This is a genomic window from Streptomyces sp. Ac-502 (assembly GCF_045222935.1).
Taxonomy (GTDB): Bacteria; Actinomycetota; Actinomycetes; order Streptomycetales; family Streptomycetaceae; genus Streptomyces; species Streptomyces monomycini.
Genome location: NZ_JBHFFO010000001.1, coordinates 7362041 through 7379682, shown reverse-complemented (window position 1 = coordinate 7379682; position 17642 = coordinate 7362041). Strand labels below are relative to the sequence as shown.

The 17642-nt window shown below is 71.4% G+C and carries 13 protein-coding genes and 3 pseudogenes; 3 read left to right on the top strand and 13 right to left on the bottom strand.

Annotated elements, in window-relative coordinates; all coding sequences use genetic code 11:
* Nucleotides 1-2 precede the first annotated feature (2 nt).
* Nucleotides 3-1234, bottom strand: a pseudogene (gene ftsY, locus ACEXOX_RS33660) (signal recognition particle-docking protein FtsY).
* Between the two features lie 491 nt (nucleotides 1235-1725).
* Here ftsY and ACEXOX_RS33655 point away from each other — a divergent pair.
* Entirely contained in the window at nucleotides 1726-3207 is a 1482-nt protein-coding gene (locus ACEXOX_RS33655) for a purine-cytosine permease family protein (RefSeq protein ID WP_406524710.1), read from the top strand.
* A gap of 92 nt (nucleotides 3208-3299) precedes the next feature.
* Nucleotides 3300-4280, top strand: coding sequence for an LLM class flavin-dependent oxidoreductase (locus tag ACEXOX_RS33650; protein ID WP_406524709.1), 981 nt, complete (start codon nucleotides 3300-3302; stop codon nucleotides 4278-4280).
* A 151-nt stretch (nucleotides 4281-4431) separates the two neighbouring features.
* Here the strand turns inward: ACEXOX_RS33650 and ACEXOX_RS33645 are convergent, their stop codons facing one another.
* The 4 genes from ACEXOX_RS33645 to ACEXOX_RS33630 form a co-directional block, all read right to left on the bottom strand.
* Nucleotides 4432-5850 carry a sugar porter family MFS transporter gene (locus ACEXOX_RS33645; protein WP_406524708.1) on the bottom strand — a complete coding sequence of 473 codons (1419 nt, stop codon included), beginning with the start codon at nucleotides 5848-5850 and terminating at the stop codon, nucleotides 4432-4434.
* A gap of 245 nt (nucleotides 5851-6095) precedes the next feature.
* The gene (gene smc, locus ACEXOX_RS33640; RefSeq protein ID WP_406524707.1) at nucleotides 6096-9647 is read right to left on the bottom strand and encodes a chromosome segregation protein SMC; all 3552 of its coding nucleotides are present in this window, start codon (nucleotides 9645-9647) and stop codon (nucleotides 6096-6098) included.
* A 295-nt stretch (nucleotides 9648-9942) separates the two neighbouring features.
* On the bottom strand, nucleotides 9943-10149 hold the full coding sequence (locus ACEXOX_RS33635; protein ID WP_406524706.1) for a hypothetical protein: 207 nt from the start codon (nucleotides 10147-10149) through the stop codon (nucleotides 9943-9945).
* 381 nt (nucleotides 10150-10530) lie between these two features.
* A complete protein-coding gene (locus ACEXOX_RS33630; RefSeq protein WP_031007255.1) occupies nucleotides 10531-10812 on the bottom strand; it encodes an acylphosphatase in 282 nt (93 codons plus the stop codon).
* Nucleotides 10813-10948: 136 nt separating this feature from the next.
* Here ACEXOX_RS33630 and ACEXOX_RS33625 point away from each other — a divergent pair, with 136 nt between their 5' ends.
* Nucleotides 10949-11899: a CAP domain-containing protein gene (locus ACEXOX_RS33625; protein WP_406524705.1), complete on the top strand. Its 951-nt coding sequence runs from the start codon at nucleotides 10949-10951 to the stop codon at nucleotides 11897-11899.
* A 22-nt stretch (nucleotides 11900-11921) separates the two neighbouring features.
* Here the strand turns inward: ACEXOX_RS33625 and ACEXOX_RS33620 are convergent, their stop codons facing one another.
* The 8 genes and pseudogenes from ACEXOX_RS33620 to rsmD form a co-directional block, all read right to left on the bottom strand.
* Entirely contained in the window at nucleotides 11922-12158 is a 237-nt protein-coding gene (locus ACEXOX_RS33620) for a hypothetical protein (RefSeq protein ID WP_406524704.1), read from the bottom strand.
* A 260-nt stretch (nucleotides 12159-12418) separates the two neighbouring features.
* A complete protein-coding gene (gene mutM / locus ACEXOX_RS33615; protein ID WP_406524703.1) occupies nucleotides 12419-13279 on the bottom strand; it encodes a bifunctional DNA-formamidopyrimidine glycosylase/DNA-(apurinic or apyrimidinic site) lyase in 861 nt (286 codons plus the stop codon).
* Between the two features lie 165 nt (nucleotides 13280-13444).
* Nucleotides 13445-14320 (bottom strand): ribonuclease III, encoded by an 876-nt coding sequence (gene rnc / locus ACEXOX_RS33610; protein WP_406524702.1) that lies wholly within the window; start codon nucleotides 14318-14320, stop codon nucleotides 13445-13447.
* Nucleotides 14321-14339: 19 nt separating this feature from the next.
* Nucleotides 14340-14513, bottom strand: a complete 174-nt coding sequence (gene rpmF, locus ACEXOX_RS33605) for a 50S ribosomal protein L32 (protein ID WP_003951102.1) — start codon at nucleotides 14511-14513, stop codon at nucleotides 14340-14342.
* Between the two features lie 2 nt (nucleotides 14514-14515).
* Nucleotides 14516-15111, bottom strand: a pseudogene (locus tag ACEXOX_RS33600) (YceD family protein).
* 161 nt (nucleotides 15112-15272) lie between these two features.
* Nucleotides 15273-16391, bottom strand: coding sequence for a cell division initiation protein (locus tag ACEXOX_RS33595; RefSeq protein ID WP_406526553.1), 1119 nt, complete (start codon nucleotides 16389-16391; stop codon nucleotides 15273-15275).
* A gap of 97 nt (nucleotides 16392-16488) precedes the next feature.
* Entirely contained in the window at nucleotides 16489-16968 is a 480-nt protein-coding gene (coaD, locus tag ACEXOX_RS33590) for a pantetheine-phosphate adenylyltransferase (protein ID WP_033037174.1), read from the bottom strand.
* 26 nt (nucleotides 16969-16994) lie between these two features.
* A pseudogene (gene rsmD / locus ACEXOX_RS33585) lies at nucleotides 16995-17578 on the bottom strand (16S rRNA (guanine(966)-N(2))-methyltransferase RsmD).
* Nucleotides 17579-17642: the final 64 nt, after the last annotated feature.

The following is a 17642-nucleotide window of genomic DNA, read 5'->3' as shown; positions in this document are numbered from 1 at the left end:
TCCTAGTCGCCGATCAGGGCGTCCACGAATGCCTCCGGCTCGAACGGCGCCAGGTCGTCCGCGCCCTCGCCGAGGCCGACGAGCTTGACCGGCACGCCCAGCTCACGCTGGACCGCGACGATGATGCCGCCCTTGGCCGTGCCGTCCAGCTTGGTCAGTACGACACCGGTGATGTCCACGACCTCCGCGAACACGCGGGCCTGCACCAGACCGTTCTGGCCGGTGGTGGCGTCCAGGACGAGGAGCACCTCGCCTACCGGACCGTGCTTCTCCACGACCCGCTTGACCTTGCCCAGCTCGTCCATCAGGCCGGTCTTGGTGTGCAGCCGGCCGGCGGTGTCGACGAGGACCACGTCGGCGCCCTCGGCGATACCTTCCTTCACCGCGTCGAAGGCGATCGAGGCAGGGTCGCCGCCCTCCGGACCGCGGACCGTACGGGCGCCGACCCGCTCGCCCCAGGTCTGGAGCTGGTCGGCGGCGGCGGCGCGGAAGGTGTCGGCGGCGCCCAGGACGACCGACTTGCCGTCGGCGACCAGGACACGGGCCAGCTTGCCGGTGGTGGTGGTCTTGCCGGTGCCGTTGACGCCGACGACCATGACGACGCCGGGGATCTCCTGGCCGTCCTTGCCCACCGCGTTGTCGGTGGCGACCGCGCGGTCCTGGTCCGTACCGATCAGCTTGAGCAGCTCTTCGCGCAGCAGCGCGCGCAGCTCCTCGGGGGTGCGGGTGCCGAGCACCTTCACGCGCTCGCGCAGCCGCTCGACCAGCTCCTGCGTGGGCGCGACGCCCACGTCGGCGGTGAGCAGCGTGTCCTCGATCTCCTCCCAGGTGTCCTCGTCGAGGTGTTCGCGGGAGAGCAGCGTGAGCAGGCCCTTGCCCAGCGAGTTCTGGGAGCGGGAGAGCCGGGCGCGCAGCCGCACGAGCCGGCCGGCGGTCGGCTCCGGGACCTCGACCTCGGGGGCGGCGGGGGCCGCCGGCTCTTCGACGGGCGCCTCGACGGGTGCCTCGGCCGGCGGCAGGACGACTTCTTCTATGGTGCGACGGGTTTCGTCGCGGGGGTCTCGGCGTCCTCGCCCACCTGCGGTTCCGCAGGGGGCGCGGTGACGGACGGAGTGGTCGGCGGGGCCGGCGGCAGCTGCTTCTTCCTGCGGCTGCTGATGACGAGCCCACTGGTCGCGCCGAGTACGACCACGGCGATGACAGCGATGACTACAACGAGGGTGACGATGTCCATAACCCACCCAGTATCGGTCACACCCCGCCGTGCGGGCCCGCACACGCCGAACCTGGACGTCGACTGTCCGGGTTCACCCCGCCGTGGGCCCGGTCACGGACCGGTGGAGGAAATGTCCGGACATCGCGTACCACCGTGAGAGATGAGATCCACCGGCTAACGCACGCCGCCCGACACCCCCCGACTGCCTCACACCCGCGCCCCCGCGCCACGCGTACCGCTCGGATCCGACGCGCCGGGCGGCCGCCGAAAGCGCCGGCCCCGGCCGCCGGACACACCGCCTGACCTGCGCCTGAGCCGACCGCGCGGGATGCCCCGACGAATTCGGGGGCCACGGGTGGTCGTCGTTGGACACAACAAGGCGTATGAACCGAAGTTGGATCAAAGTACGATAGCTCTCGGCTGCGCAACGCGCGTAGAGTCCTGGCAACCCCCTCCCCTTCGCCAGGCATCACAGCCGCTGCCTGAACCCGCACGGAGACACCTGCACCATGGGCACCACGTCCACGGACACCAAGTCCGCTCCTGAAACCGAAGGCGCCGTCGAGCAACGAGGCATCGAGCCCGTCCCCGACCACGAACGCCACGGCCGCGTCCGCGAACTCTTCCCGACCTGGGTCGCCGCCAACATCAGCGTGCTGCTGCTCACCATGGGTGCCTCCCTGGTGATCACCAACGGGCTGAACTTCTGGCAGGTCCTGATCGTGGCCGCCATCGCCTCCGTCATCTCCTTCGGCATGGTCGGCGTGCTGTCGGTCTCCGGCAAGTGGGGCGGTGCCCCCGGCGCGATGCTCTCCCGCGCCGCCTTCGGCGTGCGGGGCAACTACTTCCCGGGCGCGATCCTGTGGGTGGCCCGCTTCGGCTGGGAGACGATCAACGCGGTCAGCGGCGCGTACGCCGTGCTGACGGTCCTGAAGCTGCTGTTCGGCATCGAGGCCAACAACGTCCTCACCGTCGTCACGCTGCTGCTCTTCGTCGCCACCACGTTCGTGGTGAGCGGCCTGGGCCGCAAGGCGCTCAACCTCTGCAACAAGTACTCGACGTACCTGTTCAGCATCTTCAGCGTCATGGTGCTGGTCTATCTGATCGCCGAGATGCCGTGGGGGAAGATCTTCTCCCAGTCGGCCGGCAGCACCGCGCTGATGATCGCCGGCATCGGCACCATCGCGGCGGGCGGCATCAGCTGGGTGCCCACCGGTCCGGACTTCGCGCGCTACCTGCCGCACTCCGCCTCCGGCAAGAAGATCGTCGGCACCACCATCTCCGGCGCGGCCCTGGTGCTCGTACCGATGGTGCTGATGGGCGGCATCATGGCCGTCTCCAAGCCGGACCTGGCCAACCAGAACACCGACCCGATGTCCTTCCTCGGCGAGGTGCTGCCGACCTGGCTGGCGGTCCCGTACCTGATCACCGCGCTGGTCGGGATGCTCCTGATCAACAGCCTGTCGATGTACTCGGCCGGTTTCACCGCGCAGACCATGGGCGTCAAGCTGCCGCGCGCCCTGGCCGTGAGCATCAACGCGATCATCAGCCTGGTCGGCGGCGCGTTCATGATGCTGGTGGCCAAGGACTTCATCGGCCAGTTCATCACCTTCCTGACGCTGCTCGCGGTGTCCTTCTCCGCCTGGATCGGGGTGTACGCCGTCGACATGGCGCGCCGCCGGAACATGGCGGTCCGCTACGACGGCGACAGCCTGATGAACGTCAGCCGCACCAGCCGCTACTGGTACGCGGGCGGCTTCTGCTGGCAGGCGCTGACGGCCTGGGCCGCGGCGCTGGTGGTGGGCCTGTGCCTGACCAAGGTCACCTGGTTCACCGGGCCGCTGGCGGACACCTGGCCGGGCCAGCACGGCCTGGGCTGGGCGGCCACGATCGTGATCGCCGCGGTGGTCTTCGCGGTGCTGCCGAAGCCGAAGGAGACGGTGCCCGCGGGCGCCGCCGCCCCGGCCGAGGAGCCTGCGCCGGTCGGCTGATTCGGCGCCCGCGCCCTTCTCACCTGATGTGACGTCAGCTAGCGTCCCCTTCGCCATCCGGGCCCACCGCCTCGGTGAAGGGGACGTTCGTCATGCCCGTAACGGTCCTGCGCCTCAACCTCGCCGACCCCTCCCCCACCCCCGCCTCGCTCGGCGCGCGCTACCGGGCGGCCGTGGAGATGGCCGCCTTCGCCGACGACCGGGGCCTGACCACGGTCCAGACCGAGGAGCACCACGCCACGGACAACGGCTGGATGCCCGCGCCGCTGGCGTTCGCCGGCGCCGTCCTGGGCGCCACCCGGCGGATCACCGTCACCGTCTCCGCGCTGATCACGCCCCTGCACGATCCACTGCGGCTGGCCGAGGAGATCGCCGTACTGGACCTGCTGAGCGGCGGCCGGCTGGTCACCGTGGCGGGCATCGGCTACCGGCCCGAGGAGTACGCGGCGCACGGCCGGGACTGGCACTGGCGGGGCAAGCTCCAGGACGAGGTGCTGGAGACGCTGCTCGCCGCCTGGAAGGGTGAACCGTTCCGCTACCGGGGCCGCACCGTGCGGGTCACCCCGCGCCCGTACACCCAGCCGCATCCGCTCCTGCTCGTCGGCGGGAGTTCCCGGGCCGCCGCGCGCCGGGCCGCGCGGCTGGGGCTGCCCCTCTTCCCCAGCGCGTATCTGCCCGAGCTGGAGGCGTACTACCACGCGCGGCGCGCCGAGTACCGGACCGAGGGCTGGGTGCTGCAGCCCGATGCCCGTACGAGTCTGCTGCACGTGTCCGAGGATCCGGACCGGTCCTGGGCCGAGTACGGCGGGTGTCTGCTGCACGAGGCGCGTACGTACGCCTCGTGGCAGGCCCCCGGCGCGGAGTCGGCCGTGCGGTCCGCCGCCGACGACGTGGCGGCGCTGCGGCGGGAGGGGGTCTACCGGATCGTGACGCCCGAGGAGTGTGTGCGGCTGGCGGGGGAGGCGGGGTCGCTGATCCTGCATCCGCTGTGCGGCGGGATGCCGGTGGACGAAGGCTGGCGTTCCGTACACCTGTTCGCGGAGCGCGTGGTTCCGCACCTGAAGGGGAGCTGAGACTCCGGCCCGCTTCCTTGCTTCAACGGAAAACCATTCGCGAGGAAAAGAAGCGCCCGCGAGCCCGGGTCCGCGATAAAGGAGCTGCCCCGGTCCGACGGACGGACCGGGGCAGCTGCCCACAACTGAGGAGAAGGGCTGGCGGGGGGTGTTAGCCCATCTCCTCCAACGCCTTGCCCTTGGTCTCCTTCACGAATTTCAGCACGAAGGGGATCGAGAGCAGAGCGAAGATCATGTAGATCACATACGTACCCGAAAGATTCCAGTCGGAAAGGCTCGGGAAGCTGGCAGTGATGGCCCAGTTGGCGATCCACTGCGCACACGCCGCGACACCGAGCGCAGCGGCGCGGATCTTGTTCGGGAACATCTCACCGAGGAAGACCCAGACCACGACACCCCAGGACAGGGCGAAGAAGAGCACGAAGGCGTGGGCCGCGATCAGGGCGACCGTGCCCTGGGCGGTCGGCAGCGTGCCGTCCGCGGTCTTCGAGGCGAAGGCCCAGGCCTCCAGCGCGAGCGCCACGGCCATACCGGCGGAACCGATCAGCGCCAGCGGACGGCGGCCGATCCGGTCCACGAAGACCATCGCGATCACGGTGCCGAGGATGTTGATGATCGAGGTGGTGAAGCTGTAGAAGAACGAGCTGCTCGGGTTGATGCCGACGGACTGCCACAGCGTCGAGGAGTAGTAGAACGCCACGTTGATGCCGACGAGCTGCTGGAAGACCGACAGGCCGATGCCGATCCACACGATCGGCAGGAAGCCGAACCTACCGCCCAGCAGGTCCTTGAAGCTGGACTTGTGCTCCCGGCGCATCGCCTCCTTGATCTCCGAGACGCGGGTGTCCAGGTTGATGCCCCGGCCCTCGACCTCGGCCAGTACCTCCTTGGCCTTCTCGGTCTTGCCGACGGAGATCAGGAAGCGGGGCGACTCGGGGATCGCGAAGGAAAGCAGCCCGTAGAGCACGGCCGGTACGACCATCACACCGAGCATCCACTGCCAGGCCTCCAGGCCCGCCAGCTTGCCGCGCTGGTCGCCGCCGGCGAGGTTGAGGATGCCCCAGTTCACCAGCTGCGAGATCGCGATGCCGATGACGATCGCGGCCTGCTGGAAGGAGCCCAGGCGCCCCCGGTACGCGGGCGGCGCGACCTCGGCGATGTAGGCCGGGCCGATGACCGACGCCATACCGATCGCGATGCCGCCCAGGACGCGCCACATGGCCAGGTCCCACAGGGCGAACGGCAGCGCCGAGCCGACCGCGCTGACCGTGAAGAGCGCCGCGGCGATCTGCATGACGCGGATCCGGCCGATGCGGTCGGCGATCCGGCCGGCCGTGGCGGCGCCGATGGCGCAGCCGATCAGCGCGATGGCGATCACCTGGGCGAGCCCCGCGGAGCCCACTTCGTAGCGGCCGCGGATCGCCTCGACGGCACCGTTGATCACGGAACTGTCGTAGCCGAAGAGGAAGCCGCCCATCGCGGCAGCCGCGGTGATGAAGATGACGTGGCCGAGGTGGTCCGGCTGGGCCTTGCGGCCTTCCGGAGTCGTCGGCGGCGCGGTGCTGGTCAACGTGTACTCCAGTGCCCGGCTGCGCTGCCGGGCGTAGGGGGCTGGCCCTTCCAGTGGCGCATAGGTTGGGGGTACCCACCACTTGAAGGTAAAAGCAACGTTGCAGACCCTATGCCTTCAAGTTCCGAAGTCAATAGGTCGTGATGAATTTGTTTCGGCTGAGCTTCGCGTTCTTTGCGTTCAAGTTATGAACCGTTCGGGTGTCGTAGAACACATGTATGCCACACCGGGTACCCCGCGCGCGGTCACCGAAGCCGCTGGCTGATCACCTTCGAGACGCCGTCGCCCTGCATCGACACCCCGTACAGCGCGTCGGCGACCTCCATCGTCCGCTTCTGGTGCGTGATCACGATCAGCTGGGAGCTCTCCTGCAGCTCCTCCATGATCCCGATCAGCCGCTGCAGATTGGTGTCGTCCAGCGCCGCCTCGACCTCGTCCATCACGTAGAACGGGCTGGGGCGCGCCTTGAAGATCGAGACCAGCAGCGCCACCGCGGTCAGTGAACGCTCGCCTCCGGACAGCAGCGACAGCCGCTTGACCTTCTTGCCCGGCGGGCGGGCCTCCACGTCCAGGCCGGTGGTGAGCATGTGGTCCGGGTCGGTCAGCACCAGCCGCCCCTCACCACCCGGGAAGAGCCGCGCGAAGACGCCCTCGAACTCCCTGGCGGTGTCGTGGAAGGCCTCGGTGAAGACCTGCTCCACCCGCTCGTCGACCTCCTTGACCACCCGCAGCAGGTCGGCCCGGGTCTTCTTCAAGTCTTCAAGCTGCTCGCTGAGGAACTGGTGCCGCTCCTCCAGCGCGGCGAACTCCTCCAGCGCCAGCGGGTTCACCTTCCCGAGCTGCTGATACGCCCGCTCGGCGGCCTTGAGCCGCTGCTCCTGCTCGGCCCGTACGTAGGCCACCGGCCGGTTGCGCGGGTGCTCCGGGTCGGCCGGCAGCTCCTCGCCCAGCGCGGCCGGGGACGGCGGTACGGGCTGGTCGGGGCCGTACTCGGCCGCCAGCGCGGCGGGCTCGACGCCCAGCTCCTCCAGCGCCTTGGCCTCCAGCTGCTCGATCCGCATCCGCTTCTCGGCGCCCAGCACCTCTCCGCGGTGCACCGAGTCCGTCAGCTTGTCCAGCTCGCCCTTCAGCTCCCGGCTCGCGTTGCGCTCGGCCACCAGCGCCTGCTCGCGCTCCTGCTTGGCCAGCTCCGCCGTCAGCCGCTCCTCCTCGGCGCGTACGACCGAGACCTCGACGTGTGCCAGCAGCTGCCGCGCCCCGGAGGCCACCGCGGACGCCACCGCCGCCTCGTGCCGGGCCCGGGCGCGCCGCTGCTCGGCACGGGTCCGTGCCTCGCGTTCGGCCCGCGCCGCGCGGTCCAGACCGTCGGCCCGGCCCGCGAGGGCCTTGACCCGCTCCTCGTGCGTACGGGCCTGGAGGCGGGCCTCCATCTCCGTCTGCCGCGCGTTGGCACCGTCCGCGGCCAGCCGGTCCCGTACGGAGGTGTCCGGCTCCTCGTCGCCGGGCTCCTCCTCGGCCACCGCCAGCCGCGCGGCCAGCTCCTCGGCCTCTTCGGTCGCCCGTTCGAGTGCTTCTTCCGCCTTCGCGGCGGCCGCGACCGAGCGCTCCGCCTCGTCGGCGGCGCCGCGCGCCTGGCCGCCGAGGCGGCCCAGGTCACCCGCGACACGGGACTTCTCGCGGTCGGCGGCGCTCCGGCGCTCCCCCGCCTCCTCGGCCAGTCGCGCGCACGCGTCCCGCCGTTCCCGCGCCGCCTCGTGAGCGGCGGTCAGCTCCGCACACCGTTCGGCCAGTTCGGCGGCCTCGGCCGCGGCTTCGTCGACGGAGGCCTGCACTTCCAGCAGGCTCGGCGCGCCGGCCGACCCGCCCTGCGCGAAGTGCGCTCCGAGGACGTCACCTTCGGCGGTCACCGCCGTCAGCTCCGGCCGGGACGCCACCAGTTCCTCGGCGTCCTCCAGTGAGCCGACCACCACGACATCGCGCAGCAGCCACCGTACGGAGCGCAGCACGTCGTCCGGCCCGCCGACCAGTTCGGCCGCGAGCGGCAGGCCGCCGGAATCCACGTCCCGGCTCGTCCCCGGTCCCGCGCCCAGCACCATCGCGGCCCGTCCCGCGTCCTCCTTGCGCAGGAGGCGAATCGCTTCGGCAGCCGTGGAAGGGCCGGCCACGGCCACGGCGTCCGCCGCCGCGCCGAGTGCCGCCGCCACCGGCACCTCGTGGCCCGGCGCGACGGTCAGCAGTTCGGCGGCCGGGCCGAGCAGGCCGGTCAGCCGGTCGGCCGCGCCGAGCAGCGCGCCGGTCCCGTCCTTGCGGCGCAGCCCGAGGGCCAGCGCCTCGTGCCGGGCGGAGACCGCAGCGCGCTGCCGCTCGGCGGCCGTCTGTGCGTCGCGCGCGGCGCTCAGCGCGGCCTCCGCGTCGGCCAGGTCCTGCTTCGCTGCCTCGTGCTGCCGCGCCAGGTCGGCGTCGTCCGCGTCCAGCCCGTCCACCTCGGCCTTGAGCGTCTCGTACTGCTCCTGTGCGTGGGCCGCGCGCTGCCGCGCCTCGTCCCTGGCCGCGGCCAGCCGACCGATCTCGGCCTGCGCCGAAGCCGCCCGGCCGCGCGCGGCGGTGACCTGCCCGTGCAGCCTGGCCAGTCCCTCCCGCCGGTCCGCCATGGCGCGCGCGGCGTCCCGCAGCCGCCGCTCCTCGTCCGCCAACTGGCGCTCCAGTGCGGACCGGTGCTCGACGGTGTCCTCCAGCGCCCGGCTCGCCGCCTCCAGCGCGGCTTCCAGCTCGGCCTCCTGCTCGCGGACCCGGGCCGCCTCCCGTTCCAGGTCCTCCGGGTCGCGGCCGCGCCGTTCCTCCGGCGGGGCGGCCGTCGCGCTCTTGACGCGCGCGTCGGCCAGCGAGATCGTGCCGCGCACCCGCTCGGCGAGCTGCGACAGCTCGTAGTACGTCTGCTGGGCCCGCTGGAGGCGTGGCGTCAGCGTCCGTACCTCTTCCTCCAGGGCGGCCTCGCGCCGCGTCGCCTCCTTGAGCCGCTGCTCGGCGGTCTCCTTGCGCTGCTTGAGCGCCGCCTCGTCCGCGATCTCCGCGCGCAGCGCCGCGCGCAGCGCCACGAGGTCGTCGGCGAGCAGCCGCAGCCGGGCGTCGCGCAGGTCGGCCTGGATGACGGCGGCCCGGCGGGCGACGGCGGCCTGCCGGCCCAGTGGCTTGAGCTGTCGCCGCAGCTCGTCGGAGAGGTCCTGGACGCGTGCCAGGTTCGCCTTCATCGCCTCCAGCTTCCGCAGCGCCTTCTCCTTGCGCTTGCGGTGCTTGAGGACGCCGGCCGCCTCCTCGATGAAGGCGCGGCGCCCCATGGGGTCGGCGTGCAGGACGGAGTCGAGCTGGCCCTGGCCGACGATGACGTGCATCTCCCGGCCGATGCCGGAGTCGGAGAGCAGCTCCTGGATGTCCAGGAGGCGGCAGGTGTCCCCGTTGAGCTGGTACTCGCTGCCGCCGTTGCGGAACATCGTCCGCGTGATGGTGACCTCGGCGTAGTCGATGGGCAGGGCGCCGTCGGCGTTGTCGATGGTCAGCGAGACCTCGGCGCGGCCCAGCGGCGGCCGGCCGGTCGTCCCGGCGAAGATCACGTCTTCCATCTTGCCGCCGCGCAGCGATTTGGCGCCCTGCTCGCCCATGACCCAGGAGAGGGCGTCGACGACATTGGACTTGCCCGAGCCGTTGGGGCCCACGACACAGGTGATGCCGGGTTCGAAACGCAGTGTCGTGGCGGAGGCGAAGGATTTGAATCCTCGCAGTGTCAGGCTCTTGAGATGCACGCCGTTGGACTCTACCGTTCGGTCCCCGCGGGGAGCCGCCCCGGCACGGGGCCCCGGCGCGGCCGCCCGGATGCGGGGCGCGGAGCCGTCCCGCCGACGTCCGCGCTCCCCGTGGCGGTGTGATTTCGGTTTCGTTGCTGAAGGTGCAGGGCACATCAGACGGTGAGGGCCGACCGGGAGCCGAAGAGAAAAGCGACGGAAAACGACGAAGGGACGCCGAAGCGTCCCTTGAAGATCTTGCTAGCGGTGCCTCAAGCGGCTGGCGAAACAGCCCGCCGGCCCCGGGGGAACGGGGTCAGGTGAGCGCGGGCTCCGCCTGGGGTACGCCGATGCTGTCGAGCATCGAGTCGTCGTGACGTGCGGCAGCGGACAGCATGTCGTTTTCGGCCTGCATCCGGATGAGTTCGGATTCAAGGTCCTGGACGCGCTGCTGAAGCCGTCGCATCTCGGAGAGGACTCGGGGGTCGGAGCCGCCGACGTAACCGAGAAGCGCCTTTGCCATGATGGATGGTCCTCCACACTGAGTGACCGACCGAAGCGGTGTGGGTCGTGAGGGATTCGCACCCGCGGTGCTTGCCATTGTCCTGCGAACTCAATGCCAAACAGCTAAGGTGCGCGGGGCTTCCAGAGTCTCACCAAAAGGTTTGAGGGTCAACACGATCACGCCCCGTATCCTTGGGCGCCCGGGAGTTCGCGGCCACGGCATGGCCGGGCCGACTCCCCAGAAAAGCGCCTCGGGGGCGTGGAGATCATCCTTACAGCGGCAGCCTTCCACGGGTCGGCCGAGTTGGCAACCACCAGGTCATGACTGCACTGTGCATCTGACGGGGACACGTGGAACCGGCCCCGCGTCCGGTTCCCGGACACCGCCCGCCGCACCGGGTCAGCGGATCGCGAACCCGTCGTAACCGCCCCGCGGAGTGTCCCAGATCTCACCGACCCCCTCGACACGTCCGGGCGTGTCGCCGGTGCGCAGCCACTCCAGAAGCTCCTCGCACCGTTCGCGGGGCCCCTCGGCGACGACCTGGACCCTGCCGTCTTCGAGATTGAGGGCGAAACCCACGAGGCCGCCGATCCGCAGCGCGTTGGCCCGGGTGAACCACCGGAAGCCGACCCCTTGGACCCGGCCGCGCACCCAGGCGGTCAGGCGGACATCTTCGTTCATGTCTGCACGTTAACCGGCCAATTGCCCTGCGGGCACATCCGCCCCACACGTCATGGCGTACAGTCGCCCGGCAAACGAGACTCACCCTTACGAGTGAGGCACGTTGACGCTCGTGTGGACAGAAGGAAGGCAGTGGATGGGCCGCCATCGACGCTCCGCTCCCGCATCGCCCGAAGCCGCCGGAGCCACGGACCAGGCCGGAGCCCCGGCCTCCGCACCCGACGCGCACGCGGGCCCCGCGCACTCCGGCCGCCATCGCGGCCGGCGCCCCGCCCGCGAACGCCGTGGCGCCCCGGTCCGCACCGGCCTGCTCGGCGCTTCGGCCGCCGTGGCGATGGGCGCGGTCGCCGTCGCCTCGGGCCTGCTGCCCGGCGACGGCCAGTACGACTGGGGCGGCAGCGGCGGCTCCGGTGAACGGGTGCGCGCCGACACCCTGCCGCACTCGACGCCCCGCGACGCGGTATCCGTGCCGCCCACGGACCGGGGCGCCGGACAGGCCAGCCGCGGCGAGCCCCGGCCCGGCCTCCCGGACCGGGCGCGCCCCACGTCGTCCGCCGCCCCGTCGGCCACCCCGGTCCCCCGGCAGCCGTCCACGCCCGCGGCGGACACCGCCCCCGACCGGGACCGTACGCAGCGGCCGGACCGTACGGCGCCCACCCCCGCGCCCGCGAAGAGCACCCCGACCGCCTCCGCGGCCCCGGACACCTCGCCCTCCGCCGCCGAGTCGCAGGTGGTGGACCTGGTCAACCAGGAGCGCGCGAAGGCAGGCTGCTCACCGGTGACCGCCGACCGCGAACTGGGCACCCTGGCCCGTGACTTCAGCGAGGACATGGCGCGCCGCGGCTTCTTCGACCACACCGACCCGGACGGCCGCAGCCCGTGGGACCGGGCCAAGGACGCGGGCATGGAGAACCTCGGCGGCGAGAACATAGCGCGCGGCCAGACCGACGCCCGCGCGGTGATGAACACCTGGATGCACAGCACCGGACACCGCGCCAACATACTGAACTGCGAGTACAAGACCTTGGGAGTCGGAGCGCACTTCGGCCGGGGCGGGCCGTGGTGGACGCAGGACTTCGGTTTCTGAACCGGACGACGACGCCGTCGGCTCAAGCCTCGGCTTCCTCCGGAAGGCTGTCCCACTCCTCGCCCTCGCGGTAGAGCTCGTAGTCGTGCTCGGCGGCGATCTCCTCCGCGTGGGCGCGGCTGCGCACCGGGGTCTCGTGCCGTTCACTGACGACCTCGCCGTGTACGCCGCCTTCTTCGACCACCTCGATCGCGTGTGTCTCGTACACGACGCTGTCGGGCGCCGCCGAGCTCCAGACCAGATGCATACTCGTCGCCATCGGATCCCAACCTCCGAAGGTATGGCCCCCTGGCTACAGGGTCGCATCTCCATCCGCACGAAAGCACGCGTATGCGGGTGGGTCGGCGTGTACAGGTGCCCGCGTACGGGCGGCACGCCCGGGGCCCGGGCGCGCGAAGCGGAGCGCGCGGGCCGGGCGTGCGCCGTGCAGACCTGTGGCACCTGTGGTGCGGGCCTGCGGCGCCCGCGGTACGGACCTGCGGCGCGCGCCGTCCGGACCGCGATGCGCGGTCCGGGCTCCTACGGGCGCGGCGGCCGCTGGCAGCGCGGGCAGAAGTAGCTGGAGCGGTTCATCCAGGGGCGGCGGCGCATGGCCGTGCCGCAGCGCCGGCACGGCTCGTCCTCGCGCCCGTACGCGTCCAGCGACCGTTCGAAGTAGCCGGACTCGCCGTTGACGTTGACGTAGAGGCTGTCGAAGCTGGTGCCTCCGACGGCGAGCGCGGCGCTCATCACGTCGCGGATGTGGCCGAGGAGTTCGGTGGTGCGGGGGCGGGTGAGGGTGGCGGTCGGGCGGTCGTAGTGCAGGCGGGAGCGCCACAGCGCCTCGTCGGCGTAGATGTTGCCGACACCGCTGATCAGCGACTGGTCCAGCAGCGCGCGCTTGACGGTGGTACGGCGGCGGCGCAGCGCGTCGTGGAAGGCGGCGTCGTCGAAGGCCGGGTCGAGCGGGTCGCGGGCGATGTGCGCGATGACGTCGGGGAGCCCTTCGAGGTCGTCGGGCACCGCGTCGTGCAGCGACAGGCCGCCGAAGGTGCGCTGGTCGACGAAGCGCAGCTCGGTGCCGGCGTCGTCGTCGAAGGTGAAGCGGACGCGCAGGTGCTTCTCGTCGGGGGCGTCCTGCGGCTGGACCAGGAGCTGCCCGCTCATGCCCAGGTGGGCGAGGACGGACAGGCCGTCGGTGACCGGGAGCCAGAGGTACTTGCCGCGGCGCCGGGCCTCGCCGATGCGCTGCCCCCGCAGGCGCGTCGCGAAGTCGACGGCTCCGGCGGTGTGCCGGCGGACGGCCCGCGGGTGCAGGACCTCGACGGCGTCGACGGTACGGCCCCGTACCCACCGCTCCAGTCCGCGGCGTACGACCTCGACCTCGGGCAGCTCGGGCACGGCTCTCCTCGTCATGCGGCGCCCGCCGCGAGCGCGCGGGGACGCGGTACGGATGGTGCGCACTGCCCGCGGGGCGGGCCTCGCGCGGATGGTACGGCCCCGCAAAGCACTGCCCGGCCGCCCTCCCCGGTAGGGGCGGACGGCCGGGAGTGAGAGCTCTGCGGCTCAGCCGGAGACGGGCGGCTCCCCTGCCGGGGGAACCACAGGCTCCCCTGCCGGGGGAACCACAGGCTCCCCTGCCGGGGGAACCACGGGCTCCCCGGCAGGCGGCGCGTCCACGGCCTTCTCGGCCGCTTCGTCCGCCGCCGCGCGGATCGCCCGCCAGGCGGACTCGGCCGCCTGCTGCTCGGCTTCCTTCTTGCTGCGGCCGGTGCCGGTGCCGTACGAGACACCACCGACGCGGGCAGCAGCAGTGAAGGTCTTCTCGTGGTCCGGACCGGTCTCGCTGACCTGGTACTCCGGGACACCGAGACCTTCGGTCGCGGTCAGTTCCTGGAGGCTGGTCTTCCAGTCCAGGCCGGCACCGAGGCCGGCGGACTTCTCGATGAGCGGGTCGAAGAGCCGGTGCACCAGCTCGCCGGCCGCGTCGAGGCCCTGGTCGAGATAGACCGCGCCGATCACCGCTTCCAGGGTGTCGGCCAGGATGGAGGCCTTGTTCCGGCCTCCGGTGCCTTCTTCGCCCCGGCCGAGGCGGATGAAGGCGCCGAGGTCGAGGCCACGGCCCACCTCGGCGAGTGCGCGCGAGTTGACCACCGCGGCCCGCAGCTTGGCCAGCTGGCCTTCGGGCAGGTCGGGGTGGGTGCGGTACAGCGTGTCCGTGACCACCAGGCCGAGCACCGAGTCCCCGAGGAACTCCAGCCGCTCGTTGGTGGGCAGACCGCCGTTCTCGTACGCGTACGAGCGGTGCGTCAGCGCACGCACCAGAAGGGCGGACTCAAGGTGATACCCGAGCCGCCCTTCCAGAAGCGTGTGGGACGAGGCCGTGTCCGCCGGTGCCGTTTCAGCCCCGCGCTTGCGGGGAGACGTCTGGGCGTCTGACATAGAGCCTGTCACCAGCCGATCAGACCTCGAGGACCTGTCGCTTGTTGTAGGTGCCGCAGCTCGGGCACGCGATGTGCTGCTGCTTCGGCTCGTGGCAGCGCTCGCACGCCACCAGGGTGGGGACCGCAGCCTTCCACTGCGACCGGCGGTGGCGCGTGTTGCTGCGCGACATCTTCCGCTTCGGAACAGCCACGGCTACTTCTCCTGCTTCTCGTCGACGCCCGCTTCGGCGCCGCCCATGTTGTCCTTCTCGCCGGCCGGGTCGGTGGCGAGTCCCTGCAGTGCCGCCCAACGGATGTCGACGGCGTCGTGGTGGTGGTCCGGGTCGTCCGCGAGCCGCTCTCCGCACTGGGAGCACAGGCCCGGGCAGTCGTCCTGGCACACCGGCTGCATCGGCAGTGCGAGCACCACCGCATCCCGCAGCACGGGTTCGAGGTCGAACATGTCGTCCTCGAGGAAGAGAGTGTCCTCCTCTTCCTCGGCGTCGTCGCCGGGCTCCGCGGTGCGGGTCCTGGCGTCGGCGTCGGGGTAGGAGAACATCTCCTGGAAGTCCGCTACGAGCTCGCGCTCCAGCGGCTCCAGACACCTTACGCACTCCCCCTGGACCGATGCACGGCCGGTGCCTGTGACAAGCACCCCGTCCATGACGGACTCCAGGCGGAAGTCGAGTTCCACCGGCGCGCCCACGGGCACTCCGATGACCTCGTTGCCGAGGTCCCGGGGGCCTCGACGGTGCGGGAGAGCCGCTGCAGCGCGCCGGGACGGCGTCCCAGATCGCGCGTGTCGAACACGAGCGGGGAACGGTGGTCGAGGCGGGCGTTGATGGCTTCCTGCTTTCTACGCTGACGTACGAGCCACCCCGTCGCCGACAGGCAACCGGGCAGCAGAGATCGCGAACGTACACGCGACCGAAGAGCCAGGATACTGGAACGGTCCCGATAGGCCCAATCCGCTACTGGCGCCCCTCCTCGTACTGCCGCAGCCGGTCCAGATCGATCATGCTCGTGTCGAAGAGACTGGTCTCGTCGAGGGCGGCGGGCTGTACTGCCCTGCCCGCCGGGTCTTGCCCGGGCGGCTGGGGCTGCTGGAGGTAGGCCGCGTTCGGGTCGTAGGACTGCTGGTGCTCCTGGTGCTGGTGCTGCTGGGCCTGCGGATCCTGCCAGCCGTAGCCGTACGGGTCCTGCTGCGCGTACGAGGCCTGCTGATAGCCGTAGGCGTCATGCTGCTGGTAGCCCGCGGCGGCGTAGTCGGTGTGGTCGGTGTAGTAGTCCTGCTGCACTCCGAGCTGCGCCTGGGGCGGCACGCTGGGCTGCGGCGGGGCCTGCGGCTGCGGCGGTACGGGGCCGGCCAGCTCGGCGAGCCCGGCCAGGTACTCGGCGTCGCCGGTGTGGCCCGGGTGGAGGCCGTCGGACGCGGCGGCGAGACCGCCCAGCTCGTCCGTCGGACGGGCGCCCTGGAGCTTGAGCCGGCCGCGGCCGACGGCCTCCAGGGTCTTGGTCAGTACGGCCTCGAAGGCGCCGAACTTGGCGTCCACGTACCGGTCGGCCCGCTCCTTGAGCGTCTGCGGGTCGGCGCTGGGCTCGGGCGCCTGGACGCCGTCCTCGTCCTGGTGGCCGCCTTCGCCCGGCGCGCGGCCGAGCAGCTTCTCGCGGCCGCGGTCGACCGAGCCGATGGTCTTGGTGAGGACGACCTCGAAGTTGGCCAGCTTGCTGTCCACGTAGTCGTCGGCCTCGGCGCGGACCTCCTCGGCCTCCCGGCGGGCCTCGGCCAGGATGCGGTCGGCCTCGGCCTGGGACTGCCGGGCGACCTCGGTGTCGGAGATCAGCGAGCCGCGGTGGGCGTTGGCGGACTCGATGATCCGCTCCGCCTCGGCACGGGCCTCCTCGACCATCTGCGCACGGTCGCCGAGCACCTCCTGGGCCTGCGCGAGCGACCCGGGCAGCGCGGCCCGCACCTCCTCCAGCATGGCGAGCAGCTCGGCGCGGTTGACCACGCACGAGGCCGACATGGGCATGGACCGGGCGCTGCCGACGGTCCGGACGATCTCGTCGAGCTTTTTCTGCACGTCCACCTTGGACTCGCCACTCTCCGGGTCGGTACGACGGAACGGGGACGACTGTACGTCCACAGCGCCCCGCGCCGACACCTGCTGACGGAAGGTCAGGACGTCACTCGGTACCGAGCCGCTTGGTCAGCTCCTCCAGGACGAAGGGCGGCACGAGGTGGGAGACGTCGCCGCCCCAGGCCGCGACCTCCTTGACCAGGCTGGAGGAGAGGAAGCTGTAGGTGGGGCTGGTGGGGATGAAAAGGGTCTCGATGCCGGAGAGACCGTTGTTCATCTGGGCCATCTGCAGCTCGTAGTCGAAGTCGCTGACCGCCCGCAGCCCCTTGACGATGGCGGGGATGTCGCGCTGCTTGCAGAAGTCGACGAGCAGGCCGTGGAAGGACTCGACCTGGACGTTGCCGTACTCGGCGGTGGCCCGGCGGATCAGGTCGATCCGCTCGTCGACCGAGAACAGGCCCTTCTTGGCCTGATTGATCATCACGGTGACGTGCACGACGTCGTAGAGCCTGGAGGCCCGGGCAATGATGTCCAGATGCCCGTTGGTGATGGGGTCGAACGACCCCGGACAGACTGCGCGGCGCAACTGAGGTTCCTCGCTCTCCGGTCCGGTCATGACGCGTTGTCGCACGTCGAAGCGGCGCGACCGTACCAAAGCGTGCCCTCGCCGTAGCGCCGGGACCGGACGGCCCCGAACCCGGCAGGCCAGGGGAACGGACCGCCTCTGGTGCTCCGCTCCACGGTGACGAGTGCCTCCTCGGCGCACCAGCCCTGCCGGTGGAGTGTGAGCAGGATCTCCTCAAGATCGCTGTCGGTGACGGCGTACGGCGGGTCGAGGAAGAGCACGTCGTACGGCTCGTCCGGAGCCGGCCCGGCGATCACCTGCTCGGCCTTGCCGGCGCGCACCTCGGCGCCCGGCAGACCGACGGTGCGGACGTTGTCGCGGATGGTGCGGACGGCGCGGGCGTCGGCCTCGACCAGCAGGACGTGCGCGGCGCCGCGGGACAGCGCCTCCAGGCCCACGGCGCCGGAACCGCCGTACAGGTCGAGCACCCGGGCGCCGGTCAGCGGGCCGTCCAGCGACTCCCAGGTGGAGAACAGGCCCTCGCGCGCCCGGTCGGAGGTCGGGCGGGTGCCGTTGCCGGGGGCACGGCCAGGCGCCGGCCGCCGGCCGTGCCGGCGATCACGCGGGTCATGGTTCTCGGTCCTTCGCGCTGCGGGTGGGGCGGCCCGCCTGCGCGGACCGCTCCCCACGATATG

Bases quoted from the DNA above. Each gene is read 5' to 3' on its own strand.
- rnc (WP_406524702.1), bottom strand. From the start codon at position 14,320: ATGTCAGACGCCCAGACGTCTCCCCGCAAGCGCGGGGCTGAAACGGCA.
- ACEXOX_RS33630 (WP_031007255.1), bottom strand. From the start codon at position 10,812: ATGAACGAAGATGTCCGCCTGACCGCCTGGGTGCGCGGCCGGGTCCAA.
- ACEXOX_RS33620 (WP_406524704.1), bottom strand. From the start codon at position 12,158: ATGGCGACGAGTATGCATCTGGTCTGGAGCTCGGCGGCGCCCGACAGC.
- ACEXOX_RS33655 (WP_406524710.1), top strand. From the start codon at position 1,726: ATGGGCACCACGTCCACGGACACCAAGTCCGCTCCTGAAACCGAAGGC.
- ACEXOX_RS33650 (WP_406524709.1), top strand. From the start codon at position 3,300: ATGCCCGTAACGGTCCTGCGCCTCAACCTCGCCGACCCCTCCCCCACC.
- ACEXOX_RS33635 (WP_406524706.1), bottom strand. From the start codon at position 10,149: ATGGCAAAGGCGCTTCTCGGTTACGTCGGCGGCTCCGACCCCCGAGTC.
- ACEXOX_RS33625 (WP_406524705.1), top strand. From the start codon at position 10,949: ATGGGCCGCCATCGACGCTCCGCTCCCGCATCGCCCGAAGCCGCCGGA.